Source organism: Nostoc sp. (genome assembly GCF_036917575.1).
Classification (GTDB): Bacteria; Cyanobacteriota; Cyanobacteriia; order Cyanobacteriales; family Nostocaceae; genus Nostoc.
Genome location: NZ_JBALDC010000054.1, coordinates 42,073 through 67,513 on the forward strand (window position 1 = coordinate 42,073; position 25,441 = coordinate 67,513).

Genomic DNA, 25,441 nt, shown 5'->3' on the forward strand with positions numbered 1-25,441 from the left:
AGAATCGAGCAAGGAGATTGTAGACAATCTCCTTGCTCGATTAAAACTTAACGAAATAAGTATTTGTTGGTAATTTTTGGGCAGTTCCTACATTTGTAGCTAAGTCATTGATTTTATTATCTGTTTTGATTACTGCAAACTTATCAGTAAATAGCAATACTTCACCATTTCCCGGTGTTACCCAAGCGTCCCGAGTCATTAGGTTTTTGGGCACAACTAAAAGAGACGCATCTCCACGGTAAGGCGAGATCGGTCTACCCATGAAGGTTTGTTTATCTCTATTGGCGATCGCATAAGCAGCAGAAGAACCCACAAAAATTTTACTGCCATCTGAGTAAATAGTTTTAGGGAAATTGCTACCGCCGTCTCCCATCCCCGCAGTTGTTGGCCTTCTGGGAAAACTTAGCTGTCCGCGCTCGACAGTAAAATTAGTCAAATTAACAGTTCCTATATATACTTTTGTTTCATCACGTGTCTGTGCAGGGTTGGTATAGGTGTCTGTAACGATCAAAGTCTTTGTTAATAAGTCTTTGCCATTCCACCTGTAGATTGAGTTACCTCCATAAACTGAACCGAGGACATAAAGCTTGTCTTCAAAAATATGTAATCGGTTAAGTCTTGTGTCTGCCATGTCGTTAGCAAGATCGGCAGAATTGTAACCCCAAAGCTTACCTTGGTTATTTCCTGCTAAATTTGCCAAAGCAAATATTTTTGCTCCATCGAAAACCATCCGGTAAAGAAAAGCTATCTGGACGGGAATACCTAACCTCTTTTGTTGCTGGTAACCACTAGTGTAGAGATAGCCATTTTTATACTCAAAATCCATTACCTCAGTTACGCCATAACTCTGTTTAGCTTTAAAGTTGAGGTTTTTGTCATAAATTGATAGAGTATTTGCAGACTGGTAAATAATCCAATTTTGCAAAAATTTCACCCGTGTCTTTGAATTAGCTGTGTTGCTAACTATTTTTTGGCTAGTTCCGTCAGTTTTTATTTTTACTAGTCCCGTTGGAACAGCTAAGACATAAGTTTTGCCGTCAATTGCTACAATGTCACGAGCACCGTAATTAGAGTTTGGAATTAGTTTTTTTGTCCCATTACCTTCTACTTCCCATACACCTTCAGTATTGATAACTGCAACTTTGCTGCCGTTAGTGCAAGCTGTTATTGGCGAAGAAATATTAAGGTATGTAGCTAAAGCGGGGGTAGAATAATCAAACATTGTACAGTTCAGATAAAGTTGACTAAAAAATATTTGTGCTCAATTAAGAAAAAAATCCTGGAGTTTTTGCGCGTTTTTAACCTAAACTCGTCTTCAAAAGTGAAGAAAATATCAGCTACGGTAAACTCAAACTCAAAGATTGAGTAATCCGCAAAATATGCATATCTGCAAACATCGGTAAAATTAGAATTGAGTTGTTTGTGGTTATGTCGTAGCGATAACCTGTTAATTGGGGGAAAGTAACTTCAATTAATTTGCCTCTCAGCCTGCCTTCTAATTCGACAAATACTTCACTGACACTTTCTGCCCAAGATCGCTCATCTCCTCTAGCATCCCCTCAATCTTTTGCATAGCTAGAGATGAAGGCTTGGTATGTCCTTTCTCGCAACGGTTTAGCGTCGAATAAGTTATACCTAAAGATGCTGCAAACTGTTCTTGGATAAGACCAGTTATGCCACAAAGTTCACTGATGAGCTGTCCAACTTCCGGTTGCTTGATTAGCAAAGGTTTCTTAATAGTCATTTAGCTCAGAACGCACCTGTTAATCTGGCGATTGATATGTATTTCGCTACATCCTATTGGAGCTAATGCTGAATTGATAGGCGAAAATATACTAGACTTTTTATACTTCTTTTAATTTAATAAGTAAGTAATCACACGCCCGTAGAGCAAATATTTCTTAATGAGACTTTCAAGAAATAAACTACGTAACGAAATAAGTATCTGTTGTTAAGAAGTACTTGAAATTAATATCTGATAAATAAAAAGCTGCGTAAATATTCTGAGATTTTAGGTATTAAACTCAGATTTAAAATAACTGGGATAATTTATGATGCCAGATTTTTAGTCCGCAAATAATTTATACGAACACTTTTTTGTCCAAAGTTTAGTATAGCGGTTCTCACTTACGTGAGTCTCCAACGAAGGCGCATCTACACCTTGCGTAACAGCTTACCATTGTGAAAAAGGGTATTTTACTAAATTGCTATTGAAATATCTGGAGTCATCAGAAACTTCTTGTCCAATCCAGCTTGGTAATTCAATTTGCTGATTTTCATCACTGAGTTCAACTTCTGCTAATATCAATCCTTTATTAACACCATCAAACTCATCTATTTCCCAAATTAAACCACCCGACTCTATTTTATATCTGGTTTTTTCTATAAAGGGACGTTGACACAATGTCTCAAGTATTTCTTGAGCATCATTAATAGGAATAGGATATTCAAACTCTAATCTTGAATATTTAATATTGGGGCTTTTAATAGTCAAATAACTTTTTTCCCCTACTATACGTATACGTACAGTCACTTTGTCTTGTGTAGCGATGTATCCTTGACGATATACACTACCTTCAGCTAATCCTCTCCAGCTATCTCCTTTAACTAAATATTTACGCTCTACTTCTTGCGCCATTTTATTTACCAAACTATTTGCTTTTTTATATTAAAAATAATATAGCAATCTTAAATCTATTTGCAAAAGTTTGTATACATTTATTACCAATTAGAGTGAAGTTATTGAAGTATTGATATTTACTAATTGATAATTAGCGATCGCTTCTACTGGAAGACGATAATTTACATCCTGATAACAATTTGATGCTATCTGCACTAAGCGATTACAACTAACAGTAAATTCGCTGTTTTTATCCCACTTATTTCAAGGTGCAGTGATTTGGAAAGACTTTTAATTCTCCATACCATATACTCAATTACTAACCTGGAATCCAAACATTTGTTATATGCAAGAACTCACTAAATTTTCTTCTTTAACTTGTTCTTTTGCTAAAGCTAATGCTTGATGAGCATTTTTAAACTTTGTTGCATCTGTAAATTTATGCTCAAAATGCTTTAAGTAAGCTTCCAGATACCGAATACTTAAGTGGGGATCGGTAGGATTCTGAAGAAAGGGAAGGTCAGCTTCAACCATGAACCGGATAGCTAACAAGGGGATAGGACTACGAAGTGGACGAAAATTTAGATTGTGTAAACCAGGACTTTCATTACGTTTATGAAATTCTCCTATCATCAATCCTGACTCAACAAACAAAGGTTTAAGTTTTTGCTGAACACTATCTATTACTTTAGGAGCATCTTCTATATCGATGTCAGGAAAAATAAGTAAAAAAGCTCTATTAATTGCTAACTCCTGCTCTTTAATATCTATTTTCAAAAATATATTTCGATAGTGTCCAACAATCTCTTCTAATTGTTCTGGATGCAAATCTTTTGTGTGAATAACTGCTAGACGAATACTGTTCGATTTGAGAGAGTAAGGTACAAACGGGCAAACTGCGCCAGGTCTACCTAAGTCAGGATGAGGCCTTCCTAAAAATTTTTTCACCCACTCCATAATTTCGATTAAAACACAAAGGTCTTCGTGTTGCTGGAGTTGTTCAATTTCACGAGTTGTATAGAGTTGCATAAGCTTGAGTAAAATGGAATAATTGTTTAATTCAGAATTCTAAATTAGTTTTACAATACACCTGTAGGTGAAACTAATTATTTAAGTAAACAAAACAAGCCCTTTATTGGTTATTTTGGTTAATCTATAACTTGGAGAAAATAAGAATGTTTTACCATTTTATTTTGTGAACTTAAAGTAAGTTCCATCAAGACAACATATACAAACATATTTCGCATCAAAGAATTTGTTTTCATTTGTGTTGAAATTAATTTGTGATATTTTAGCTACAAAACTAATGTTTGAATTTTAAAACATATGTATAATATGCTACGTCAATTAGCACACCCTACAATTACTTAAGATTTTTTCAAAAGCAATTTACGATTCCTATAGAATACGTATGTATTATCATTATTCGGCGTCTGCTTCTAGTTGTTTACACTCTTAAGCTTCCGTTATTTTTATGAATACATTATAAATTTTATGTCTAAATAGTTATTTATACTGTAAAAGTTTGGTGTAGATTTAAAAGCAACTTTAAGGTTACTATCAAGCTAATATACTTTTAGTAAGTAAAAAATTTACATAGTATTTGGTATAAGGCAATTTTATAAGCTGTACATTACTTACAGCAGATTATAAATTAATAAAGTACACTCTTCCGATTGCAGCGAATATCGGTAGTTTAAACTTTATTTTGTCTAAATATAAAAATCATGGGGGGGAGGTAAAATGTGCGGCGACTTCTACCATTCCCCATACCCCTATTTTAAGTAAGCTACTCAAAAATTTAGTATTTCAGGACTTACGTACTATACCAATTAACCATAATATGCATTCAGCAAAATTTATATTTCAGATGTTGATTGCAACCTAGATTTTGTTGCATATTTACTGTTCTGGGTATTAGACATGGCTCAAAAGCCCAAAATTAGTATAGTCAATATGTATGATACGTAAGTCTTATATTTGTTTAATTGGAAGTTCTTTATTTATCAACAAATTCTTTCACCACTGCCATAGCATCAGGAGGAATCTGCGTAATTAGACGAAATGGAAATGCGGCAGTTGAAGCAAACTGAGCATAATCTGGTGTTAGGAAGATAGCATAGTTTTTAGCTTCTGGAGTCATCTGTGCAGCAAAGGCCAAGGTTAAAGCCTTAACATACTTACGAATATCTGCTGCTTGTTCACCGACAACTTCACCGCCACTAATCGGTGTGTTTGGTTGTCCGATCTGATCTAATGTGGTGCTGGGATCTTTTACACTTAGATGAGTACCCCCAATTATACCAACTAGCGATTTTGGGGATGGGATCTTTTCAAATCCGACAATCTGTTCAGTTAAAGCTGGAGTAGTTTTATCGGCGGAACCTGCTAACACTATAATAGGAACTTGTATTTTTGTTAATCCAGTTTCACCAAAAATCAGAGAAGTTGTCGGATTGAGAGCGATCGCTTGTTTGATTCTAGTATCTCGTAGTTGATAGCTATTTTCTGGTAGTTCTTCAGCGATGCACTGGATATTTTCTCCCAAACTCAAGATACTCAAGTTCTTTTTACAGCGTTGTTTAAGATGTTCTAGTTGTAACTCGGCTCCAGCAAGTGCTAAAGCTGTACCACCACCAAGAGAATAGCCAACAACCATCGCGTTCGTGGTCGCAAGTTTCCCTTGTAGGGGATGATTAGCCGTTTGGTTGAGCTTTGCTAATTCGTCGAGGACAAAACTAATATCTTGAGGACGATACAAAAACTCTTGAGGCTTCATGACTCTGGTTTTGCCTTGTAATGTTAAGTTAACATTTGCCGCATTACTACCGGGATGTTCTAAAGCTGCTACTACATAACCGTGGGATGCTAAATGTTCTGCTAGGTAACGCAAGTCCGTGCGGACTGATCCAAAACCGTGAGAAAAGACAATAAGGGGTTTATCGAGAGTTGCAGCAGTTGGCCAGTAAATATCAACTGGGATTTTGCGATCGCGCTTTTGATCGTTGAGACTTAAGTTGAGTATTTTTACTTGGGCGCTTCCTGGTTGGCTGGGATCAAAAGGAAAAGCAATCTGTGGTGTTCCCGGCTGTGCTGTTATCGGGTTGAGTTGGGGAGCGATCGCTAACATAAATTGCTGGGTGCGCCAAAAAGCTGTATTTAAATTTCCTGCAACAACCCAAGCCTTTGGCAAATTAATTTCTAAGCGTTTACTGGGATAAGCCGCAATAAAACTTAGTATAGAAAGACCCTGTGGTGCAGTAGAACCTAATACCAATCCGGCTCTCAGTGCTTGTACTCCAGCTTTATCCTTCCGGGCTAAGGCTGTAGCAAAATCATTGAGAATAGTTGTACCAATCTGAGTATTAATTAACTTATCAAGTGTGACAACATTCATGGGTATATTCATGCCCAGCGCTCCCAAGAAGAAGCGGCGTTGTTCTTGGGATAATCCTTTAGTGTAAGACTGTAAACTCCCAGGTATTTTCCCAGTTTTTACAGCCTTTTGCAACTCAGAAAGGGAGATAGATTCTGTAAATAAACCCAAACGCACAACAACCGTGTCAGCAGCAATAGCCGAAGTATTTGCCGCGAACTGTGTAAGTGCGATGGCGCTAGATAAACCTGCAACTGTCTTAAGACTTCTCCAAATTTTTCCCATAAACTTTTATACCAATTCTTACTTACGGGAATATAACGGATATTTGTGTATTTGACTACCCTATTAATTGCTTAGAAATAAAAGTAAATTTTTTCTTAACTTTATAGCGATGTCTACGACGGGCTATTTAATGTCGCTGCAATCTCCTCAAAGCATCTGCTGATGCAAACAGAGCCACATTATAAGCATAACAAAAGCAACGAATTGTAGAATTCATCACAGCTAAAAATTTCAGCATAAATCAGTGTTAACAGCCACAAAAGCTTAATGGTTTCTCAGCTAAGTTTAGTACTGTAACAGAGCTACTAAAACAGGGTAAGCGATGCCTGCGGCGGTAAACTACGCATCTACAATCTGCAATTTTTTTTGAGAACAAAATTTAACCGACTGCTTAATGTTTTGTCTTTGCCCTTTAAAACGTTTTGCAGATGTGTTGCAGGTGAATAGTCTGACTGCTGTAGGTGCACTATCATTACTGATCAAATTTTACCAGCCGCATCAATAACTTTTCTTGGCTTTATGCGTCGCAGACTCCCATATATTTTAATTTTGCTACTCTCCCTGAGTATTATTACACTGTGGTGGCCTGTGAATGATTCTGATTGCAATTTCGAGGCTTTTATCGCATCAAAAACTACAAAATTCCAAGTACACGCTGCTAAAGTTATTGTTCAGCCGTGGCGTGGTCGTCACCATGTATATGGAATCTTTATGATTCCTGATAAATACAAACAAGCTCCATTTTTTGTGTTAACAGTCCAAGGTGCTGGCAGTTACTGTTCAAAACAATTTGGTTATAAACAAAACTTTGATAATATCTTTGCTGAACCGGGAACTTATCTGGTAAAGAAGGCTATTAGAACTCGAAAAACTATCCGGCTCATTCTCCAAGGTTTGTATTCTCAGGTCAATAATAAAAATAATTGGACGTTGACTTTCCCAGAATCAAAAGCTGGTCAAGATAATTCATAATTCAGAAGTTAGCTTGGTGCTTGAGTTTCCAAAACCAGGTTTTTCTCTAACAAGGCATTAGTAGCATTAACTACAATTTGTGCTGCTCCTGTGAAGAACGATCGCTCGATAGTCGCTGGCACATCGCTAGGTTTATGATAGTGCGGAGTGCGTAAATTTGCGGTATCTGTCACCAGCACAGCGCCTACGCCTTGGTACCAAAACGGTGCATGGTCGCTGCGTAGGGTGTCTGGTGTCAGTAAACCTTTAAAAGGAATTGGTAGTGTTAGGACTGCTGGCAGATTTGCTTTTTGTTTATTCAGAGCAATTGAGGGGATGTTGTGTGAATTTTGAAAGGCATTCAGTAAAGGTAAATGTTCTGTATCACCGACTACTGCCAAAAAGTCGCCCTTGTCGCTAGGTGGTGTAACAGGCAATCCGGCAGGGTATTTCTGGCAGCCAGTAGTGTAACAAGCGTAACCTACCATATCCATAACGATCGCTCCGCCTAAATTTTGCAAGCGTGCTGTCTGACTCACAAAAGCTTGACTACCCAAAAGTCCTGCTTCCTCTTTGTCGAAAAAAGCTAGCTGTAACGTCCGTGGCGTCGGATGGGAACCGAGCAACCGAGCGACTTCCAGCACTACGGCTACACCACTGGCGTTATCATCAGCACCAGGAGATAAGGCAACAGTGTCGTAATGCGCTCCTACAAGAATAGCTTTAGCGGCTTTGTTAGTCCCTGGGCGTTCGGCAAAAATATTCACACCATCGGCGAACTTTTCTAATTTAGGTTCCCAGCCGACTTTTTCCAGTTCCGTTGTAATATAAGTGCGAGTAAGCGATCGCTCTTTTGTGGTGTAGCGCTGAAAATTTAACTTTTGGATATGGGTTAGCAGCTTGTCAGGAGACACTTGCAGGGTAATGTCAACTTCCTTTGACTCTGGCTGTACTTCGGGTGTTTTTACTGGAATGCTCTCAACAATTGTCGGTGAGGGATGCTGTTCAAAAAACGTACTACCTCTGCTACCTACAACAGTAATTGCCATCAGCACCAACAGCATCAGCCAAATCCATTTTCTCATCTGATTTATCCTTGGCTTCCTGACTTAGGGTAGCGCAAATTCCCCAAGCATCACTTTTCAGGATTACCAGGAAGGGTTTCAATAGGATTCGGTTAAGGTTTTTGATAGAAAATTCTAGATCGCTAAAGACGCGATAAATCGCCGTCTCTACGAAAGACTGATTAACTGACATCTAACATTTGTCTTTTAACAAGAGCATGACCAGATTGCACATCAAACCAGTGAATATCTTCAGGGGGCAATGCTAGTGTAATATCCTTGTCACTCCATTTTTGGTCTATTGGCAACAAAGCACGTACTGTAATCGCTTCAGTTTGTGAACCCTCAATCCTGATACTGACCAAATAGTGCATACCCAAGTTTTCTACTAAAAATACTCGCCCTTGGATAGTCTGAGTATCACCTGGTTGAGCAATGCGGACATTTTCTGGGCGGATTCCCAGAACAATTTGCGGTGGTACAGTTGGTATATCTGGCAGAAGCACTTGGAAGTTACCCAGGATAGCGTATTTTCCCTTACAAGGTAAAGTCAGCAAATTCATTTGCGGACTACCAACAAATCCAGCTACAAATAGATTAGCTGGATGGTTATAGATGCGGTCAGGCGGGTCAAGTTGCTGGACATAACCATCGTTGAGTAATGCAACTTTTGTAGAGAGCGTCATCGCTTCGGTTTGGTCGTGGGTGACATAGACAACTGGCACTTTTTGGGCTGCAAAAATTTGCTTAATATCGGCTCGAACTCTTTCCCGCAGCAGTGCATCCAGGTTACTTAAAGGTTCATCCAGCAGGTAGACATCGGCATTACGCACCAAAGCCCGACCGACAGCAACCCGCTGCCGTTGACCTCCCGACATTTGACCAGGCTTGCGGTTCATTAACTCTGCTAATCCTAAAACTTCTGCCACTTCTGCCACTCGCTGTTTAATTTCTGTCGGTGGTACTTTTTTCAGCTTCAGTCCAGAAGCGAGGTTTTCGTACACTGTCATGTGGGGATAGAGTGCATAGCTTTGAAATACCATTGCAATATTGCGATCGGCTGCTCGTTTATAGGTAACATCTACATCCCCAATTTCAATCTGACCGCGAGTCGGTTCCTCAAGACCCGCAATCATCCGTAGGACAGTGGATTTACCACAGCCAGAAGGGCCAAGTAAAGTCAGAAACTCATGGTTTTCTACAGTTAAGCTAACGTCTTTGACAGGGATAACTTTAGGATTGTAGGTTTTATTCAAGTTTTTGAGTTCGAGTTTAGCCATTTTGATTTTTATCCTTTGACAGCACCAGCGGTAAGACCTTGGACAATCCGGCGCTGGAAAAACAAAACTAGTAAAATCAAGGGTAATGTCCCGATGACAGTAGCAGCAGCGATCGGGCCATAGGGAATTTCATATATTGTCGCACCACCCAACTGAGCCGCAGCAACAGGAATCGTCTTCAATTCTTCACGAGTCATAAATGTCAGAGCGAAAATAAACTCGTTCCAAGCAAAAATAAAGGTGAGGATTCCAGTAGTCACTAAAGCGGGAAGGGTCATAGGTAGCACGATTTGCCATAGTAGTTGAAAGGTGTTGTAACCATCGACTCTAGCGGAATCTTCTAAATCTTTTGGCAATTGTTCAAAAAAGCTTTTAAGTACTAAAATTGTCAGCGGCAAATTGATGGCAGTATAGGGTATAATCAGCGCCAGATAATTGTTGCCTAATTTCAGCGCTTGAATAATTTCTAACAATCCTAAGAACAACAGAATTCCAGGAAATAAGGTAACAATCAGAATGCTGGCAAGGATAACTCGTTCACCCCAAGGGCGTAATCGTGCTAGGGCATAAGCCGCAGGTGCGCCGATCGCTAAAGCTATAGCTGTAGAAGTAATCGACACAAAGGCACTGTTGAAGATGTAGCGCCAAAATGGACGGCGGGTGAATAACTCAATGTAGTGATTAAAAGTGAATCGTGTGGGGAAATAGACAGTAGGAACGGCGGCAATATCGTCATTTACTTTAAACGAGGTCAGTAATTGCCATAGAGCTGGTGCGAGGCTAAATAGCATCACTAATGCAACTATTATAAATAGCAAGATTTTTTTCAGATAAAACTTGGTTCCTTCTGTTCGTTTTGGAGTTACACTCATGGGTTAAATGGTTCCTGATGTTTTGGCACGGTATTTGTTAAGCAAGAAACTAGCGATCGCTACCGCCGCAATCAATATTAAAAATGTCACTACTACCAGGGCTGCCCCATAACCAAAATCTAAGTAACGCATCACCGTGGAGTAAATGTACAATGACACTACTTCCGTAGCGCCACCAGGGCCACCCCCAGTCATCACAGCAATCAAGTCGAAAATCCCAAAAGCTTGAGCAAACCGAAATAGCACTGCAATTAAGATTTGCGGCAGCAGTAATGGCAGGGTAATATTGCGGAAACTTTGCCAAGCAGTTGCTCCATCGACTGAGTAAGCTTCATAGAGGTCTTTTGATATCGACTGCAACCCAGCTAGCAACAGGATACTGATAAACGGCGTAGTTTTCCAAACATCAGCAAAAACCACTGCGATCATCGCCAGCGTTGGATCTCCTAACCAATTAATCCCAGTCTTAATCAGCCCTAATCGCAGCAGAATATCGTTCACAACCCCAAACTGGTCGTTAAAAATCCAAGACCACGCCAGACCAATCAAAGCAGTAGGCAAAGCCCAAGGGATAATTGCAGTTGTACGCACTATGCCCCGCCCAAAAAATGCCTGATTGAGAACTAAGGCAATCCCCAGTCCTAGCAGTAGTTCTGAGATTACTGATGCTGTTGTGAACACGGTTGTCGCCCACAAACTCTGCCAAAAACGACCATCACCCACCATCCGCAGATAATTTTCCAAACCAGAGAATACAGGTTGTAGCTCTGTTGCCAAATTTTTAGTAAATACGCTTAACCAAAATGCTCGTAAAATCGGGTACGCAAATACAAACAACAGCAGCAGTAATGCGGGTGTTAGTAAGATCCAGGCTGTCTGTTGTTCTCGATTTCTGAGTGTATGTAAATTTGTCATTTGTCCTCTATTACAAAGTTCTGATGCCTGCGGCGGGCTGCGCCAAAGGATAGCGCAGCCTCTTCGAGTCCGCGAGCGTCGGAAACCTCCGCTCAACGCCAGTTCGCTCAAGTCGGGAAACCCTTTCCCTTGCGACTGGTTTGACTTTGCGCTTTGTCATTTGTCACTGGGAACTGGCTATTAATTCTTCTCCCCCTGCTTTCAAGATGAAGTTAAAACCGACATTCCGCAGGTTAGCTCAACATAGTAGATAATATCTTTGACAGGCGATCTAAAAATCGCTACGGCAATTAGCTGGTTTCTGCCACGAACTATGAAGCGTGGTTGTAGGCGCATAAGCCGTTAGTACAATCTCTCCTTTTGCATTTCTCACCCACCCTTGCGCTTCCACAATCGGCGCTGGTGTCGGGTTAGTTGCCTGAGTAGAAACATCTGTACTAACGGGGTTTTCACCCCTTGGGTCGAGAGTTACCCAATCTGCCAGAACTGCATTAGGAGAAAGAAGGTCATAGGGATTGCGGGGTAAACCGCCACGTCCAGTGATTGTAAAACTGCTTTTATTTTGTGCTGTGCGCTTTTGACAGACTTGCGACACTTGAGTATCAACTGGTACGGCTGGTAAGTTAATTAATAATCCTCGATAAGGGTCAACATCAAGCGTGTTGATTTCTACAATGCCGCCTAAATTAGGTCTTATTTGAGAAATTGCCGTAATATCATTTGTCTGGAGTTTAAGCGGGTCTGAATCACTAGGGCGCAACCTTTTAAGGTCTTCGCTAGTTAGTGACGCAATTCCAAAAATTTTAGTAGCCTTGATTGTGACTGTTCCCCCTTTACCATTGTAGGCATTGGCGGTGATGTCACTGTTTTCATTTGGTTTGGCGACGATGAACCCGTCAGGGGCATTGATGGTGATATTACCCCCATTTCCACCCTGTTGATTAGTGCCTGCGGTAGCAGATATCTGGCTGTTGCCGCTTAGTAGCAATAAGTCTGGTAAGTTCAGCGTAATATTGCCACCATCACCGGAGTCAGCTTGCCCAATGAGCTTGCCTTGATTATCCAATTTGATAGAACGAGCAGTGATTTCCAAATCACCTGCCTTTTTTGTGCCTTGACTGCTCACAGTTATGTCACCTTTTAAGACATTTAATTCTTCAGTCTTAACTATGATGCTTCCCCCATTTCCAGTAGACTCACCAGAAGTGGAAGCTGAAATTCTTGCTCCATTTTGAACAATCAATTGCCCAGTTTCTATCTCTAAGTTTCCGGCATCTCCAGCAGCTGTAGTCCCAACAAATAAGCCACTGGGTTTACCTATTGGCGAAGTTCCAATGAGTTGGATAGAGTCCCTTGCGTTGACAGACAACTTTCCTCCCCCTCCTGTAGATTGTGGAAAAGTGGAAGCTGAAATCAGCGCTCCATCTTGAACAATCAACTGCCCAGTTTCAATCTTCAATTCTCCGGCATTTCCAGCGCCTTGTGTTACAGTAAACAAGCCACTGGGATTATTTTCTGGCGAAGTTCCAATGAGTTGGATAGAGTCCCTTGCGATGATAGACAAAGTTCCTCCCCCTCCTGTAGATTGTAGAGAAGTGGAAGCTGAAATCTGCGAGCCATCTTGAACAATCAACCGCCCAGTTTCAATCCTTAATTCTCCGGCAGTCCTAGTTGTTGTTGTCCCTGTCAACAGACTGCTTCCTCCCAAGAGTTTTATTGACTCCGATGCGTTTACCACTAATGTTCCCCCCGATTTTGAGAGTAGGGTATCAACCGCAATACTTGAATTATCGGCGAGTGTGATGCGCCTGCCTTGTACCTGGATAGCACCACCGCCTTCACCACTAGCATTTACTACTGCATAATTGGTAAGAGATATATCTGATCGCGCTACACCATCAGGAAAACTTAAGCGGAAATTGTTGTTATCAATGTTCAACCCTACCGTTCCTACTCCTGCCAATCCTCCTAATTCGACTCGACCATCTGGAGCATCCATGAACGCTCCTTCTAAATTCACATCGCCTCCCAATAGCATTAAACTCTGATTCTTAGGAACGGATAGAGTTGCTTCATTGACTTGAATCGACTTAATCGGCTGAGATAGAATTTGATTGAATAGAAATGCAGAAGGATTCACTCTCAGCAAGGGGTTAAGCGGATTGACGGGTGAAGTCATAGAAAATTCTCCACCACCTAGAAACCGGATCGCACTAGCTGTTGTTGCGATAAATGAACCGCCAATATCTAAGTAGGCATTTCCTCCAAATATGATCCCGTTGGGATTTATTAAAAAGAGATTAGCTTTACCTTCAGCTTGAAGTGTTCCCTGGATGTCAGAGGGGTTTCCTCCTGTAACTCGCACCAAAATATTGTTGATAGTACCGACGTTACGGAAACTGACTACCTCATCAGGTTTAACACTAAAGTTGCTGAAACTATGGAATAAATTTGTATTGCCAACGGTTGTACCCCCTGTAATATCCAAGGTTGTGTCGTCGATTCGCTTTACTTGAGTTCCCACAGAGGGATCAGGAGTCACCTGAGCGGATGTGCTGCCTCCTTCTATTCCAATCGCACCTACTAGAATCACCAAGCCCAACAAACCTAAGTGACAACCGTGACCAAACCAGTTTCTGAAACTCACAGAACTTGTCTCCTAACCTTGAAAGTTACTTCATTGCAAGATAGAACATTACCTTGGTAATGTTGGTGCGAACCTTTGCCCCTACCCCTCTCCAGGTAACTCTGCTGGAAGGTTAGGTTTTTGATTACTAATCCGCTGTTGTGACAGTAGTGACTGGACGAATTTTAGGACTTACGCACTTTACTAAAGAATCATCCTGTATATCAACCTAAATACGCCGTTTCAGCCTTTTGCAAATCACCCTTTATTGCTTACATAAACTAGCAAAAACCACAGCGAAAAGTCATATCTGCTGTTCCTGCTGATGCCTGCGGCAACGCCAAAGGCGAACTGAACTTTTCAAGAAAGGTATCGCAAAAAGGTAATTGAAAAATCTAATTAGAAGCCTTGAAAATCATACCTACTATTTTGACTTTTCTGTTATTGCGTAAGTCCTAAATCGTCAGCAAAGTCAAGGTTAGGAGGCAGCCAAGCTAACTGCTGACTAAGATAAAATAGAGCACCAGTGTTTTCGTTATAGCTTAAATAATCAGGAAATCTGATACCCCAACCAACTATTGTTAGAGAAGATTCATCGCCACCAGTGACAATGTCATTACCACCTGCTCCAACTAAGTAGTCTTTACCTGATCTAGCTATTAGAGTGTCATCGCCTTTATAACCATTGGCGTTAGTGACGCTGCTAATAGAAGGAATAGGAGGGGTAGTAATTTCAAGATGATCGTCATAAACTGAGAAGTCTGTAATTGTATCAATACCGCCACCTGAGTAATTCAGGACAAAGGTATCTCTACCAGTACCACCAGTGAGAATGTCATTACCACCTCCTCCAACTAAGTAGTCTTTACCCGACCCACCTATTAGAGTGTCATTGCCTTCATAGCCGTTTATTCGATTGTTTCCTTGAATCGTAGTTAAATAGTCGTTTCCAGGGGTGCCTTGAATAATTGCCACGTTCGTTACTCCCGGATAAATGAGTGTTTCTACTGTTGATCTTAACTAGCAATTAGCATTACAGATGAAATTGGCTAAGAACCCACATTCCGCAGGTTAGTTAAAAAAGAAGATAATATTTTCGACAAGGAGAACCGAAAAACTGGAGAATCCATTGCCTTTCATGGGTTAAATTGGCAATTTGCTTGATTTGAGCGACCGTAAGCAAATGAATCGACACAAAACATTGAAACACCCAACTAATGGTTGAAGTAGAAGTTGGTTTACCCAACTGATTATCAATAGTTTTTTTTTGACCGTTCTAAAGCTTGACGTAAAGCCCTTTGACCCAGACTATAAACGAGCAAGCACAAACCCATAACCATACAAGCGTGCAGCAACTCGCTCAGTCGAATTACTTTTAGCATTTGACTTACTTTCCCCTGCTCCCTGCCGCCAGCAGTCGGCGTGTTTCGGCAGCAGCAGCTTTCATTGCTCGTTCAGGATTCATCCGATTAGATAAGGCGGCGCTGAGATAACGCTGCAAAATATCTGATGTCTGAGGATATTGCGCGATTGGTGGACGTAAAACTGCATTGTCCACGACCTTCAATAACTGCGGATAGTGGGGATATTTAGCGACAATTTCTGGGTCTGTAAACAAATCCCGGCGACTTGGCACATAGCCGGCACTGAAAATGAATCGGCGCTGTGCTTCCCGACTGGTAAAATACTGAATTGCTTTCCAAGCTTCTTCTGGATGTTGAGAGGATTTCGCAATCCCTAAACCCCAGCCCCCTAGACAAGCAGCTCCCATCTTACCTGGAGCATGAACCATCGGTTTAATCGCAATTTTGCCCCGGATTGGCGAATTTTCTGCCTGGGCTAAAGGCCACGCATAGGGCCAACTGCGTAAAAATGCTACTTTACCACTTTGAAACAAGCGTCGGGTATCTTCTTCCTGGTAAGTCGTGACTCCAGGAGGAGAAATGCCTTCTTTAACGGTAGTACGCAAAAACTCAATGGCTTGTAATGTTTCTGGTCGATCTAGTCCAACTTCGAGCGTCTTGGGATTAACCCAGAAGCCACCAAAGCCATCGAGGACTTCCGCAAACATCGCCACAAGTCCTTCATATTGCCTACCTTGCCAAAGATAGCCCCAATTTACCTGTTTTTTCTTCTGCAAAATTTGGGAAATTCTAATCAAATCATCAAAGGTTTCTGGCGGTTTCAACTCTGCTTGTTTAATTAAATCTTCCCGGTAGTAGAGCATTCCTACGTCGGAACGTACTGGTATGCGGTACAGCTTGTTTTGGTAACGTCCCCCTTCTACATCCTGGGGTGAAAATGCTGCCAACTCTTTTTTAGAAATGCGATCGCCTAAGGGTAGCAACCATCCAGCAGCAGCAAACTTGGATGTCCAGATCACATCCATATTGATCAGGTCGTAAGGGGATTCACCCAAGATAAAAGATGAGGTATACAGGTCTTCGAGCAAATTTGTGGCATTGGGCCCTTCAACTAAGTTAATACGAATACTAGGGTTCTCAGCCTCGAAGTCTCTAATTAAACCCTGCCTCCAAGGTTCGGCATCAGGAGCAGTCATTAATATATTGAGGGTAACTGGTTGCTGCGAGAGTGCTACCCAACTGAAAAATATAATGCTCAAGAGAGTTGCCAGGAAAACCCCTATATGCAGATAGCTTTGTTTTTGGATGAATTTTTGTAACTTGTTTATTGGCTTTCGGTACAACATTATCAATGTAGCGATCGCTAGTGGTAATTATTAAGAAATAAAAACATAAAATATCTGAAAAAAGATTATTTTGTATTATTTTTTATCCTTTGCAAGTACCTAAACATACAGCTTGATAGTTGATAAATTTCTGCCTGTTAACTCTGTCATTTGTTAGAGTAAACGATTGTTCTTGTTGACTAGGATGTGAGTGCTGTCCTTAGTTCCTATACATGGAAGAGAGCGATCATGGCTACACTTGAACAATTGCAAGCATGGCATGAATTGGCACAACAACTGCGGATTGATAGTATTCGTGCCACCACCGCAGCCGGATCTGGTCATCCCACCTCCTCAATGTCGGCTGCTGACCTGATGGCAGTGCTACTTGCCAAGCATCTACGTTACGACTTCAGCAATCCGCACTCCCCTAACAATGATCACCTGATCTTCTCAAAAGGACACGCATCACCACTGTTGTACTCAATATATCGAGCGGCGGGAGTAATTGATGATAGCGAATTGATGTCCCTCCGTAAGTTTGGTAGTCGCCTAGAAGGGCATCCAACCCCAGCATTACCTTGGGTAGATGTGGCAACGGGTTCATTGGGACAAGGACTGCCGATCGCTGTTGGTATTGCTTTAGCTGGAGAGTATTTAGACAAGCTGCCTTACCACACCTGGGTTTTGTTAGGGGATAGTGAAATGGCGGAAGGTTCTATTTGGGAAGCCTTTGAACACGCCAGTCACTACAAACTGGCAAATCTGATTGCCATCCTCGATGTCAACCGTTTGGGACAGCGAGGTGAAACGATGCTAGGCTGGAACACTCAAACATACTGCGATCGCGCTCTTGCTTTCGGCTGGAAGGCAATTGAAATCGACGGTCACAACCTAGAAGAAATTGACGAAGCTTATGCAGCAGCGATGGAGAACCCCAACTGTCCGACACTGATTGTGGCTCGGACAAAGAAGGGCAAGGGTGTTGCAGATTTAGAGGATGTTGGCGGTTGGCATGGAAAAGCCTTGAAACCTGACCAAGCAAAGGCAGCAATTAAAGAATTAGGTGGTGAACGTCAAATCACTATTGCCGTTTCCAAACCTAATTTACAAATCCAAAGAAGTTCAATTGGACAATTTCAAACTCTCCAACTTCCTAGCTATCAATTGGGAGAAAAAGTGGCAACCCGTAAAGCTTATGGGGATACCTTAAAAGCTCTGGGAGCGTCTCGACCAGATGTAGTTGCCTTAGATGGTGAGGTGAGCAACTCCACCTACGCCGAAGAATTTGCCAAAGCTTATCCTGAGCGCTATTTTGAGATGTACATTGCCGAGCAGCAATTGGTTGCCGCAGCAGTGGGGTTACAAGTGCGGCAGTATAAACCCTTTGCTTCCAGTTTTGCGGCATTCTTAAGTCGCGCTTATGATTTTGTGCGGATGGCTGCCGTTTCTCGCGCCAATATTAAACTTGTTGGTTCTCATGCCGGAATTTCAATTGGTGAGGATGGCCCTTCACAAATGGCACTGGAAGACTTAGCTTCTTTGAGAGCGGTGTACGGCAGCACCGTGCTTTACCCTAGTGATGCCAATCAAACTGCTCAACTTGTCGCCCAAATGGTCGATTGTGATGGGATTGTCTACCTACGCACAACCCGTGAAAGCACACCTGTTCTCTATGAAGCTGAGGAAGATTTTTCAATTGGTGGCAGCAAGGTCATCTATAGTTCTGAGCAGGATCAAGCAGCAGTGATTGCAGCAGGTATTACGCTACATGAAGCACTTAAAGCATATCAGCACCTCAAGCAGGAAGGGATTACGGTACGCGTTATCGATGCTTACTCAGTCAAACCAATTGATGCTACAACCCTGCATCAGGCTGCCCGTGATACCCAGGGCAAACTCGTTGTAGTCGAAGACCATTGGGGCGAGGGTGGACTGGGAGCTGCTGTCCTTGATGCTTTTGTGGATACAGATGCTGTTTCTACCTCTGGTGGATTGCCACTAAACCTAATCAAACTGGCAGTACAAAATCTGCCTGGATCTGGGACTCCAGAAGAGTTACTTCATGCAGCAAAAATTGACGCTTCTTCTATTGTCGAGGCTGTGCGATCGCTTGTTAGACAACCTGCTTGGGTATCAACGAAGTAACGACTTATTACTTAATTTACTACAAAAGTGAGGGGAGAAAGCGGCAGGCGACGGTTGCCGCTTTCTCCTCTTTATGAGAATAATAATTTTTATCAAAAATGAGGATGTTTTATTTTTTGGAAATCTTTAACAGCCGCATTACAGATATCCACCTTTAGGAATAGGATTTCTTGTAAACATCTAGTTTGACGCTTTGTCTTTTGACAGCGATCGCAACTTCACTTACAGTTCCGCATTAGAGGAGTGTTGAGTACTGAGTAAAGAAGAAAAAAAATTTTCTTATTACTTCTTCAAAATCTTTATGCGGACACTCAGGACTCAAAACTCAGAATCTCGGAACTTTTTTTATGGTAGATTTGTTGCTGATCGCAATCCTGGGGTTCCTGGGGAGTTTTGGACATTGCTTTGGGATGTGTGGCCCGCTAACAGTGGCATTTTCCCTGTCTCATCAGCCAAAAAGTCCACAAACAGTCTCCTTGGGACGGACATTAACCTTAAAAAAACCCGATACTTGGCAACAGCAATTAAAATTTCATATCCTGCTAAACCTGGGGCGGATGTTGAGCTATGCTCTAGTCGGTGCTGGCATTGGGGCGCTAGGTTCGGTATTGCTGCAAGGTGGACAGCTAGCGGGTGTTGGCAGCGACTTCCGGCGCTGGATGGCAATTCTGACTGGTGTGATGTTGATTTGGTTTGGCTTAGGACAAGTGAAACCCGATTTACTACCGCGCATTCCCGTATTACATCCCTTATTGCAAGGTAGTTTACACGATCGCCTCAGCAGAGGAATGGTTAAGCTTTCCTTAAAAACCAAATGGTGGACGCCAATGCTTTTGGGGATGACTTGGGGTTTAATGCCCTGTGGTTTCCTGTATGCTGCCCAAATTAAAGCCGCTGAAACTGGCAATTTATGGATGAGTACAGCTACTATGCTGGCTTTTGGTTTGGGAACCTTGCCCACGATGCTAGGTGTAGGCGTTTCCACATCTTTAGTAAGTAAAGACAGGCGCAGTCAGTTGTTTCGATTAGGCGGTTGGGTAACACTCACCATTGGCATCATCACCTTGCTACGGACTGGTGACACAATGGTAGATTACACTGGACACGCGGCGTTAATCTGCTTAATTTTGGCGTTAATTGCGCGTCCGATTAGTGGCTTGTGGGCTTCACCACTGCGTTACCGCCGCGGCTTGGGAGTAGCATCTTTTGTGCTTTCTGTGGTTCACACCTTCCACATGATAGAACACTCATTGCAATGGAATTTTGCCGCCTTTTCGTTTCTGCCGCCAGAATTTCAGTGGGGGATGGCTGCGGGTGCTGTAGCATTGGTATTAATGTCCCCCGCCGCTTTTACAAGTTGGGAATCGTTGCAAAAATCTTTGGGCAAGCGTTGGCGACAGATTCATCTATTGGGTGTGCCAGCCTTGCTATTGAGTGCCATTCATACTGTGTTGATTGGTTCCCATTACCTGGGTTCCTTGCAGTCAACTTGGGGAAATAAATTAGCGGCAGTACTGATGGTAATTGTTACTTTCAGTGTATTGCTAGTGCGATCGCGCTTTTTTTGGTCAAAGTTAGCCGTAGAAAAGTTTTATGTTCCCCCAACCAAATCGCGGTAAATCATCCTTATATTCTGGCTCTATTCTAACGAGTCAAAAACAGAGGCGTTACCCCTTCAAAGGCATTTTCTGGAAGAATCAAGCAACAATAAAGTATTTATTATTCCTCAGTTGCTTAGTTATATCAATAACTAATCTTTACCCTGCTTTTGCTCATAAAGTGGAGGTAGCCTCAGATGTTGGCGGCACTCTTCACATTGAACCAAATGATAATCCCCGTGCTGGAGAACCAAGCCAAGCCTGGTTTGCACTTACCCATAAAGGTGGAAAGGTAATTCCCCTATCACAGTGTAATTGTCGGTTGGCTGTTTATGCCGAACCTTATGCAGTCGGAGAGCCACCGCTGTTAGAACCACAGTTAGAACCTGTGGCAGCCGAACGCTATAAAGGTATCCCAGGTGCAGAAGTTGTCTTTCCCAAACCAGGTCTTTATGAATTGCAACTAAATGGTAAACCTGTCTCTGGGGCAAGATTTAAACCCTTTGAATTCAAATTTGAAGTTACTGTGGCAGGAGGCGGGTCTACACAAAACACACAAAACCTGCGAAATGTCAATGGCGATTTAGCAGAGGGTGAATCTCAACAATTACCAACTTGGGCGATCGCACTGCCAATTCTCGGATTTATTGGCATCTTAGTTGTCGTCATGCAAAGTATGAGGAGGGGTGGGGAATAGGGAGTGCTGAGTGCTAAATGCTGAGTTGGAAATCTCAATTATTTACTCAGCACTGGGAACTCAGCACTGGGAACTGTTTTGCTCCATGCCCTTACTTATGTCGCTTCTGATGCCACTGCCACGCATGAGCGACGATATCTTTGATGGATGGATACTGAGGTTGCCAGTTTAAGATTGTTCTGGCTTTATCACTGGTGCCAATGAGAATTGGGGGATCGCCAGGACGGCGATCGCGTTCTTCTACTGGTATTGAAATTCCTGTCACGTCTTCGACTGCGGCAATGACTTCTCTGACGGAGAAGCCGCTGCCATTGCTCAAATTAAAAACTTCGCTATCGCCACCTTTTAATAAATATTCCAATCCCAAAATATGGGCATCTGCTAAGTCATTAACGTGAATATAATCTCGAATACACGTACCATCGGGCGTGGGGTAATCAATGCCGAAAATTGAAATGGCTTCTCGTTTGCCTAAAGCTGTCATTAGTACCAAAGGAATCAAATGGGTTTCTGGGTTGTGATCCTCGCCCAGTAAGCCATTGGGATTAGCACCAGCAGCATTGAAATAGCGAAAACGCACTGATTGCAAACCGTAAGCGACATCAAAATCAGAAAGAATCCTTTCTACCATCAGCTTTGTAGCGCCATAAGGATTAATCGGATTTTGGGGATGGGTTTCTGGAATAGGCACGAATTCCGGTACCCCGTAAGTAGCACAGGTAGAAGAAAAGACAAATTTCTTTACAGATGCTGTCAGCATCGCTTCTAACAACGTCAAAGTACCAAGGACGTTATTGCGGTAATATTTGGCCGGATCGCTAACAGATTCTCCTACGTAGGCATAAGCAGAAAAATGCATCACCGCAGCAATATCGTGGGTTTTAAATAGATGATCGAGCAAGGCGCGATCGCTTGTGTCCCCAATTATCAGTTCTACCTGTAAAACCTTTTCTACTAAATCGCGATGTCCATAGACCAGATTATCAAGTATGACAACGCTATAACCCGCTTTCTTCAAAGCAAACACTGTATGGGAACCAATATATCCAGCTCCTCCCGTTACCAGAATAGTAGGCTTTTCAGGCGACATAGTTTTTCCTTTTAAGTCGATTACTTAATTAATTTAGTTTATCGGTGCTATATTACTCTTCTGGAAAATTATAAATAATAGACGCAGTGTCAAAAAATTGCACTAAAATCACTACGACGGTAGTCTTTGGGTGTGAGGTTTGAGAAATTTTAAGTCAAACAGTACGATTACAATTTGACAATAAAATAAATCCATTTCCCGAAACCTCTAGGTTGAGCCTTACGAGTGACGCTTATAACGTCGTCAGTAAGAAGTCACCAGTTGTTTTATGCATGGTTTCCCTGCATAGCAGTCCTTTCTGGGGGCAACCCCAATCGAAACGGACTGCCTTACCACCACACTGACTCACTACACCAGAAAATTTGAGAGTTAGTCTATGTTTCTATTGTTAAGCCGGGTACTGCTGTGGCTGCTGATTGGCACTATCGTTTATTCTCTGTTCCAGCGATTTTATCCCTCTGGAAGTTTTGTCGGGCGATTAATCTTAGTGGTTATCTTGGTAATCGTAGCCCTATCATTTCTTAACCCCAATGAACCTGCTGTGGCGTCGTTGTGGAGGATGCTATCTTTTCCACTCAAGCCTCTAGGAGCTTCTGTTTTACTGATGATTATTGCCGCTCAGAAAATCAAAGGAGGTGGAATAGACAAGCCAGGAGGATACTTGATCGGTTGGGCACTGACGATTTTGCTGTTGGCAAGCACACCAGCAGTCGCCTATTTACTTTATAGAGCGCCAATAGCAATGACGACAGGTGAAAGCTCTGTCGCGACTGCTACACCAACATTTGAGACACTGGTGGCATTAGGACAACCCACCACAGCTAACATCTCAGATGTAACGGGAGATAGCATTCTTTCTTATAATTTAAGAGTGCCTCCTTATTTATTACAAGGAAGTCCTCAAGATATTCGCACACGCGGTTTACGACTTGAAGACTTTGTACCAAATTCGGAAACATTGCAATTGACAACAAGAACTTGGGAAAGTTATCTCGTTGAAATTTACAGGTTCATGCGTGTTCAGCGGTAATCAGGTAAGAAAACTTTACTGGGTTCGTAGTAAGCGCTTGAGTGCTCAATCCAAGGACTAAAGTTTTTACTACGAACTTATTTCTTTATTAAAGTTGCTGTGATGGACTACTAGTACCAAACGGCAATAACTATCCAGTTAAAAGAGGTAACAAAAGCTGAAGTTATCACAAGCAGTATTTCCTCTGCATAGCTGCCTTCTTGGACTAGCAGTTAATCTAGATGATAAAGTTGCACAATTGCTTTAATGGCAAAATCTCGACGAATCGCTAAACTCGGTGCTTACCTACAACCCCATTGGCGGGAAGCCTCCTTGGGTATTCTCGCTTTGTTGTCTGTCAATGCACTGGGTGTTTATATCCCTTGGTTGATTCGTGCTGGTGTTGACAAACTCTCGACAACCTTCAGCTGGAACCAAATACTACATTATGTAGTAATTATTGTCTTGCTCAGTTCGGCGATGTGGCTAATGCGGATGGCATCACGCATTTGGCTATTTGGGGTGGGACGTCAGGTGGAATTTGACCTGAAACAACGGATTTTTGAACACTTACTGAAGCTGGAGCCTGCTTATTTTGCCAGTAATACTGCTGGCGATTTGATTAGTCGGGCTACTAGTGATGTGGACAATATCAAGCGGTTATTAGGTTTTGCGGTCTTGAGTTTGGCAAATACGGTGTTTGCTTACGCCCTGACACTGCCAGTAATGCTGGCGATTAGTGTGGATCTCACCCTAGCCGCCCTAGCAGTGTACCCTTTTATGCTTTTGTTGGTGAGTCTATTTAGCGATCGCTTACGTAAACAACAAGCAGCAGTCCAAGAGCAACTCTCTGACATCAGCGAACTCATCCAAGAGGATATGAGTGGCATTGCCTTAATTAAAATCTATGCTCAAGAAGCAAACGAGCGTCGAGCTTTTGCCAAGAAAAATCAGCAGCTATTGACTGCTAACCTGGAATTGGCAAAACTCCGCAATACACTGTTTCCGCTAATTGGCGGGCTAGCTAATATCAGTTCACTGGTAATCATCTGGCTAGGGTCGGCACGGATGTCTGCTGGGACACTTCAAGTTGGCGATTTTTTAGCACTGTTAATTTATGTAGAGCGCCTAGTTTTTCCCACTGCCCTTTTAGGATTCACAATTACTGCTTACCAACGCGGTGAAGTTAGTATCGATAGGCTAGAATCTATTCTCTCTGTGACACCAAAAATTAAAGATGCAGCCGATGCCATACATTTACCAGTGGCTGAACTCAAAGGCGAACTGACAGCTAAAAATCTTACTTACAATTACCCTGGTTCTAGGACTCCAGCTTTAGCAAATGTTAATTTTACCATTGCTTCTGGAGAAACTGTAGCGATTGTTGGGGCAATTGGTTCGGGTAAATCTACTTTGGCCAATGCTTTACCGCGCTTGTTGGATATTGAATCAGGACAATTGTTTTTAGATGGGTTAGATATTACTAAGATCGCTTTGACAGATTTACGAGCTGCGATCGCCTACGTTCCTCAAGATAGCTTTCTATTTAGCACTACAATCAAAAATAATATTCGCTACGGCGATCCACTTAGCGAACAACAGCAGGTAGAATCTGTCGCTAAACTTGCCCAAATTGAATCAGAAATTCAGAATTTTCCACAGCAATATGAAACTATTGTTGGCGAACGCGGTATTAATCTTTCTGGCGGTCAACGGCAACGTACTGCTTTGGCTCGCGCAATGTTGGTCAATGCTCCAGTGTTAATTTTGGATGACGCTCTCTCTAGTGTGGATAATCAAACCGCCACGCAAATCCTCAAAAATCTTTCCAGTGGTACTGAACGTAAAACAGTAATTTTTATTACGCACCAGTTATCAGCGGCGGCGGCGGCTGACCGAATTTTTGTAATGGATAAGGGAAAAATTGTGCAGGTCGGAAATCACTTAGAACTTTTAAAACAACAGGGTTTATACAAAAGTTTGTGGAGCCAACATCAAGTTGAGGAATTACTGCGGTGAAAATACTAATTCGTAATTCGTAATTCGTAATTCGTAATTCGTAATTCGTAATTAAAAGGAACGGAACACCGCGCTAAATTTTTTTAAGTTAGCGGTCTAAAATTAGTTGGGGTTTAAATCCCTAACTAATTAAATTACAAATTACGAATTACGAACTAGTAATTATAGCCGTAGTCACACTCTTTAGGACATAAGGATGGGG

At 42.0% G+C, this 25,441-nt stretch carries 20 protein-coding genes and 1 pseudogene; 6 read left to right on the forward strand and 15 right to left on the reverse strand.

All coding sequences use genetic code 11. The features are described 5' to 3' along the window. Window positions 1–40: 40 nt before the first annotated feature. The 5 genes from V7K79_RS16295 to V7K79_RS16315 form a co-directional block, all read right to left on the reverse strand. Window positions 41–1,222: a hypothetical protein gene (locus V7K79_RS16295; RefSeq protein ID WP_335049050.1), complete on the reverse strand. Its 1,182-nt coding sequence runs from the start codon at window positions 1,220–1,222 to the stop codon at window positions 41–43. A 273-nt stretch (window positions 1,223–1,495) separates the two neighbouring features. Next, window positions 1,496–1,744, reverse strand: a complete 249-nt coding sequence (locus tag V7K79_RS16300) for a helix-turn-helix domain-containing protein (RefSeq protein ID WP_335049051.1) — start codon at window positions 1,742–1,744, stop codon at window positions 1,496–1,498. A gap of 429 nt (window positions 1,745–2,173) precedes the next feature. Further along, complete coding sequence (locus V7K79_RS16305) at window positions 2,174–2,638, reverse strand: CYTH domain-containing protein (protein ID WP_335049052.1); 465 nt, start codon at window positions 2,636–2,638, stop codon at window positions 2,174–2,176. A gap of 324 nt (window positions 2,639–2,962) precedes the next feature. Further along, window positions 2,963–3,649 carry a DUF6875 domain-containing protein gene (locus tag V7K79_RS16310; RefSeq protein ID WP_335049053.1) on the reverse strand — a complete coding sequence of 229 codons (687 nt, stop codon included), beginning with the start codon at window positions 3,647–3,649 and terminating at the stop codon, window positions 2,963–2,965. A 970-nt stretch (window positions 3,650–4,619) separates the two neighbouring features. Further along, window positions 4,620–6,281: an alpha/beta hydrolase gene (locus tag V7K79_RS16315; RefSeq protein WP_335049054.1), complete on the reverse strand. Its 1,662-nt coding sequence runs from the start codon at window positions 6,279–6,281 to the stop codon at window positions 4,620–4,622. A gap of 519 nt (window positions 6,282–6,800) precedes the next feature. On the opposite strand from V7K79_RS16315, the gene V7K79_RS16320 reads away from it, so the two are divergent. Then, window positions 6,801–7,253: a hypothetical protein gene (locus tag V7K79_RS16320; RefSeq protein WP_335049055.1), complete on the forward strand. Its 453-nt coding sequence runs from the start codon at window positions 6,801–6,803 to the stop codon at window positions 7,251–7,253. Between the two features lie 8 nt (window positions 7,254–7,261). Here V7K79_RS16320 and V7K79_RS16325 read toward each other — a convergent pair whose 3' ends face one another. From V7K79_RS16325 to V7K79_RS16365, 9 genes and pseudogenes are all read right to left on the reverse strand, one after another. After that, on the reverse strand, window positions 7,262–8,317 hold the full coding sequence (locus tag V7K79_RS16325; protein ID WP_335049056.1) for a M28 family peptidase: 1,056 nt from the start codon (window positions 8,315–8,317) through the stop codon (window positions 7,262–7,264). Beyond that, window positions 8,259–8,489, reverse strand: a complete 231-nt coding sequence (locus tag V7K79_RS16330) for a hypothetical protein (protein ID WP_335049057.1) — start codon at window positions 8,487–8,489, stop codon at window positions 8,259–8,261. Before V7K79_RS16330 ends, V7K79_RS16325 begins: the two co-directional genes overlap by 59 nt. Next, window positions 8,479–9,576, reverse strand: a complete 1,098-nt coding sequence (locus V7K79_RS16335) for an ABC transporter ATP-binding protein (RefSeq protein WP_335049058.1) — start codon at window positions 9,574–9,576, stop codon at window positions 8,479–8,481. Before V7K79_RS16335 ends, V7K79_RS16330 begins: the two co-directional genes overlap by 11 nt. Window positions 9,577–9,584: 8 nt before the next feature. Beyond that, complete coding sequence (locus tag V7K79_RS16340) at window positions 9,585–10,448, reverse strand: carbohydrate ABC transporter permease (protein ID WP_335049059.1); 864 nt, start codon at window positions 10,446–10,448, stop codon at window positions 9,585–9,587. Window positions 10,449–10,451: 3 nt separating this feature from the next. Further along, entirely contained in the window at window positions 10,452–11,363 is a 912-nt protein-coding gene (locus V7K79_RS16345) for a carbohydrate ABC transporter permease (RefSeq protein WP_335049060.1), read from the reverse strand. Window positions 11,364–11,634: 271 nt separating this feature from the next. Beyond that, window positions 11,635–14,010, reverse strand: coding sequence for a two-partner secretion domain-containing protein (locus V7K79_RS16350; RefSeq protein ID WP_335049061.1), 2,376 nt, complete (start codon window positions 14,008–14,010; stop codon window positions 11,635–11,637). A gap of 420 nt (window positions 14,011–14,430) precedes the next feature. Next, the gene (locus V7K79_RS16355; RefSeq protein ID WP_335049062.1) at window positions 14,431–14,964 is read right to left on the reverse strand and encodes a calcium-binding protein; all 534 of its coding nucleotides are present in this window, start codon (window positions 14,962–14,964) and stop codon (window positions 14,431–14,433) included. A 100-nt stretch (window positions 14,965–15,064) separates the two neighbouring features. Then, window positions 15,065–15,360, reverse strand: a pseudogene (locus V7K79_RS16360) (IS1634 family transposase); the annotation flags it as partial. Between the two features lie 16 nt (window positions 15,361–15,376). Beyond that, a complete protein-coding gene (locus tag V7K79_RS16365; protein ID WP_335049063.1) occupies window positions 15,377–16,699 on the reverse strand; it encodes an ABC transporter substrate-binding protein in 1,323 nt (440 codons plus the stop codon). A gap of 228 nt (window positions 16,700–16,927) precedes the next feature. On the opposite strand from V7K79_RS16365, the gene V7K79_RS16370 reads away from it, so the two are divergent. From V7K79_RS16370 to V7K79_RS16380, 3 genes are all read left to right on the forward strand, one after another. Further along, entirely contained in the window at window positions 16,928–18,826 is a 1,899-nt protein-coding gene (locus V7K79_RS16370; protein WP_335049064.1) for a transketolase, read from the forward strand. Between the two features lie 347 nt (window positions 18,827–19,173). After that, the gene (locus V7K79_RS16375; RefSeq protein WP_335049065.1) at window positions 19,174–20,445 is read left to right on the forward strand and encodes an urease accessory protein UreH domain-containing protein; all 1,272 of its coding nucleotides are present in this window, start codon (window positions 19,174–19,176) and stop codon (window positions 20,443–20,445) included. Beyond that, window positions 20,420–21,121: a hypothetical protein gene (locus tag V7K79_RS16380; RefSeq protein ID WP_335049066.1), complete on the forward strand. Its 702-nt coding sequence runs from the start codon at window positions 20,420–20,422 to the stop codon at window positions 21,119–21,121. The genes V7K79_RS16375 and V7K79_RS16380 overlap by 26 nt, the downstream gene beginning before the upstream one ends. Before the next feature lie 91 nt (window positions 21,122–21,212). Here the strand turns inward: V7K79_RS16380 and galE are convergent, their stop codons facing one another. Further along, complete coding sequence (gene galE, locus V7K79_RS16385) at window positions 21,213–22,211, reverse strand: UDP-glucose 4-epimerase GalE (protein WP_335049067.1); 999 nt, start codon at window positions 22,209–22,211, stop codon at window positions 21,213–21,215. A gap of 376 nt (window positions 22,212–22,587) precedes the next feature. Between galE and V7K79_RS16390 the strand changes: the two genes are divergently transcribed. After that, window positions 22,588–23,241, forward strand: a complete 654-nt coding sequence (locus V7K79_RS16390) for a hypothetical protein (protein ID WP_335049068.1) — start codon at window positions 22,588–22,590, stop codon at window positions 23,239–23,241. Between the two features lie 246 nt (window positions 23,242–23,487). Beyond that, window positions 23,488–25,239, forward strand: coding sequence for an ABC transporter ATP-binding protein (locus V7K79_RS16395; protein ID WP_335049069.1), 1,752 nt, complete (start codon window positions 23,488–23,490; stop codon window positions 25,237–25,239). Window positions 25,240–25,441: the final 202 nt, after the last annotated feature.